Origin of the sequence: Spongiibacter sp., from assembly GCF_041602295.1 — a bacterium.
Lineage (GTDB): Bacteria > Pseudomonadota > Gammaproteobacteria > Pseudomonadales > Spongiibacteraceae > Spongiibacter.
The window spans coordinates 1-3,189 of sequence record NZ_JBFIGO010000177.1 but is presented as its reverse complement, the minus strand read 5'-3'; the positions used below and the strand labels follow the sequence as shown (position 1 = coordinate 3,189).

Genomic DNA, 3,189 nt, shown 5'->3' with positions numbered 1-3,189 from the left:
GGCGCAGCAAACCCGACTGCGCACAATGCCCAGTGAGCGAAGACTGCAAGGCCAAGGCGATGGCTCGCCAAGCCGACTACCCGGGCAAAAAACCGCGCAAAGTGCTGCCGGTAAAAACCACCCAGATGCTGCTAATTCAAAACCCCGCCGGCGAAATCCTGCTGGAAAAACGCCCCGACAGCGGCATTTGGGGCGGACTGTGGAGCCTGCCGGAACTGGACAGCGACGGCGATATTGCCGACTACCTCGACCGCCAACTGGGGCTAGAGGCCGGCGCCGAGGCCCTTGCACCGCTGCGCCACACCTTCAGTCACTACCACTTAGACATCCATCCCCAGCACATTCGCCTGCGGCGCGAACCGGCCCGCATCATGGAAGCCGGCCGCCAGCTTTGGTATAAGGGTGGCCTGCAACAGCCACTGGGGCTTGCCGCCCCGGTAAAAAAGCTGCTCGACAGCCTTATGCACCACGATTTACTGACGGAAGCCCAGCCATGACCCGCACCGTTTTCTGCAAAAAATACCAAGCCGAACTCGAAGGCCTCGCCAAACCGCCCTACCCCGGCGCCAAGGGCCAGGAGATCTTTGAACACGTCTCGAAAAAAGCCTGGGAAGAGTGGCAGGCCCACCAAACCATGCTGATCAACGAAAAACAGCTGAGCATGATGGACCCCAGCTCGCGCAAATTCCTGCAAGCCGAGATGGAAAAATTCCTCGCCGGTGAAGACTTTGAACAAGCCGAGGGCTATGTTCCCCCCAGCGAATAACTTCACTGTTTTGAAGGGCTTGACTCCCTGAATCGGAACAGGTTTAATACGCGCCTCTTGCGAAGCACATCAGCTGCATCGCATATGCCCAGATAGCTCAGTCGGTAGAGCAGTGGATTGAAAATCCTCGTGTCGGTGGTTCGATTCCGCCTCTGGGCACCACTCTTTTCCAAAGCCAATCAATCTCTATTACCACCCCACTGCAGCAGACCCACACTCGCTGCCGATATTCTGACCCAAAGTCATCCACCTACATTCAGATCATTGCCGTCTTGCGGCGAACGCCTTCAGTGATAACGCTGCGGCAACCATGAGCCAGCCGCACGCCCCGCCGGAAAAAGCGCCACTGGCACCCTAACTCTTTCCCGCTTCGGTATGACGCCACGCATCTGGAGTTATCCCCGTCCAGCGCTTGAATGCGTGCTGAAATGAGCTTTGCTCGGTGTAGCCCAACAGGAAGGCTACTTCGGCCAACGGCATAGGCGTTTTCAGCAACTGCTTGGCTCGACACAAACGCACGTCGTCCAGAATGGATTGAAACTTAAGCCCCTGCTCCGACAGCTTTCGCTGCAGACTGCGCGCGGAAATTTCCATCGACTGCGCGACGACCTTGATCGAGGTTTGATTGGTACTGAGGCCGTCTAGCAGCACGTCCTGTATCGCCTTCAGCAGGGGGGAGGCATCTTCTCGCTGATTTAAAATAGCCTGAGCCTGGCTACTAATTGTCTCGCGCATGCTCGCATTGGCGGCGATCATCGGTAAGGCGAGGTACTCCCTTGGCAGCACCAACTTCGTTTCAAGCGCATCGAAATAACAGTGGCCACCAAACACCTGCCGGTAAGGCGAAATGTCAGCCGGCGCCGAAAACTGGAAATAGGCATCACTGTATAAGTCTGGCCTGCCAGTGAATACCCTTGCGGAATGCAGCCTTGCCGCCATGTGTAGTTCCGCGACACACCTAGGCGGCTCGTCGTCGTGCGGCCAAGCCCAATACACTTCCGCCGTATCACCGCAGATGCGCAGACTCATCCGGCTCATATTGCCGACAATTTTCATGTAGCGCGCTGCGTGCTCGACGGCCTCACCCAGAGTCAGACAGCTCATCCCCACATACGCCAGCACACCAAAATTCTTTGCCGCCAGAGATTGACCGACAAGCAGGGGTAAGCTCGGCTGATTTAACGCCACCGAGGCGCTTTCAAGCATCTCGACCCAGGAACTCAGCTTTATGACTTTTTGTGGGTCATCGCCAGCCAACAGCTTGAGCTGAGCAGGGGTAAACAAGGCTTCAATATCGACATTCTTAGCGCGCAGGTAATCGAGTAACGACGCCGCATAAGCAACCGTCACATTGGTATCTTTGCTCACCTCAGCAGAATCTTCCGACATATACCACTAGCGGTTTTTATTATAATTTCACAGTAGCACTGCACTATTTTCGGCGCAATGACAAACCAGCGCGCCGAAAACAGCCTAATGGCTGCGATCTTGCGCGGGATACGTTCACTTATTGTTTAGACTTATCCTCAACTGCGGCGCTGAAGTCCCTGCGCAAGGCAGCCAGGTCTTTTCCCGCACCCCTGAGCCTTTTGGTGCCAAAAAGCAGCATAACAATTGCCAGAATAATCAACAGTTGCCACATACTAATTCCTGCCATGTCTACTCTCCTTACACTCGGGGTAAAATCCTAGATATTTACCGGCAGCGGCAGCAGGGCAGCTCGACCTGCAGAGCTCACCGCCAATACGGGAATACTTTAACCAAGCCACGCGCCGCTGGAGGCAGACACCTTGCCAACACGAACTTCCAGACTTTTTGTGACGGGCATGGCCAGCCATGTACAACACTGCGCCACTAACTTAATACCACCAGTATCGGCGTCCGTGGCTCTTCAGCATAGATCAGCGCACGCCAAGGTCGTTACACTTCACGCCAGATTACTCTTAGCAGCGGGCATGCCCTTGCAGCCCACAGCAGCCATCAAATAGCCAGCCACCAAGCATTATGCGTTTTGCCAAACCAGGCAATGGGTTTTCTCACTTGACCGACAGCACGAACAATACCCATCGAGACCGCTGAAGAAGGTCAACACTCCACAGGCCATTTGGCATTGGAGACACCGTATTCAACGTATGCCAGATGCTCTACAATCGGAGACGAGATGATCATTGCCCTCGATGCTTTCCTGCGGCGCAATCATAAAAACAACAATTCATCCCAACTACCAAACATCAGCAACATTCTGGAAATCCAAAGCACAGCGGGAAGTTAATTTAGCCTGGTGAAGTCATGTCCCAAGAGCTTAGAGTTATCGCATCGGTGTATCGTGGCTTAATCGCCATTCTCAAGGAGGGGGGGCTTTCCTCTGCCGACATCTCTGCAAGAATTGGCCTCGACGTCGGCACACTGACCGCACCGCAGGT

The 3,189-nt window shown here is 54.7% G+C and carries 4 protein-coding genes and 1 tRNA gene; 3 read left to right on the top strand and 2 right to left on the bottom strand.

From position 1 onward, the window contains the following. The 3 genes from ABYM29_RS15365 to ABYM29_RS15355 form a co-directional block, all read left to right on the top strand. On the top strand, positions 1-497 hold a 497-nt coding region (locus ABYM29_RS15365; protein WP_372865670.1), incomplete at its 5' end, for an NUDIX domain-containing protein. After that, positions 494-766 carry an oxidative damage protection protein gene (locus ABYM29_RS15360; RefSeq protein WP_372865669.1) on the top strand — a complete coding sequence of 91 codons (273 nt, stop codon included), beginning with the start codon at positions 494-496 and terminating at the stop codon, positions 764-766. The genes ABYM29_RS15365 and ABYM29_RS15360, both read left to right, overlap by 4 nt. 86 nt (positions 767-852) lie before the next feature. Then, positions 853-928: transfer RNA gene (locus tag ABYM29_RS15355), tRNA-Phe, on the top strand. A gap of 192 nt (positions 929-1,120) precedes the next feature. On the opposite strand, the gene ABYM29_RS15350 is transcribed toward ABYM29_RS15355, so the two are convergent. After that, complete coding sequence (locus ABYM29_RS15350; RefSeq protein WP_372865668.1) at positions 1,121-2,155, bottom strand: AraC family transcriptional regulator; 1,035 nt, start codon at positions 2,153-2,155, stop codon at positions 1,121-1,123. A 118-nt stretch (positions 2,156-2,273) separates the two neighbouring features. Next, positions 2,274-2,423: a twin-arginine translocase TatA/TatE family subunit gene (locus ABYM29_RS15345; protein WP_372865667.1), complete on the bottom strand. Its 150-nt coding sequence runs from the start codon at positions 2,421-2,423 to the stop codon at positions 2,274-2,276. Positions 2,424-3,189 lie beyond the last annotated feature (766 nt).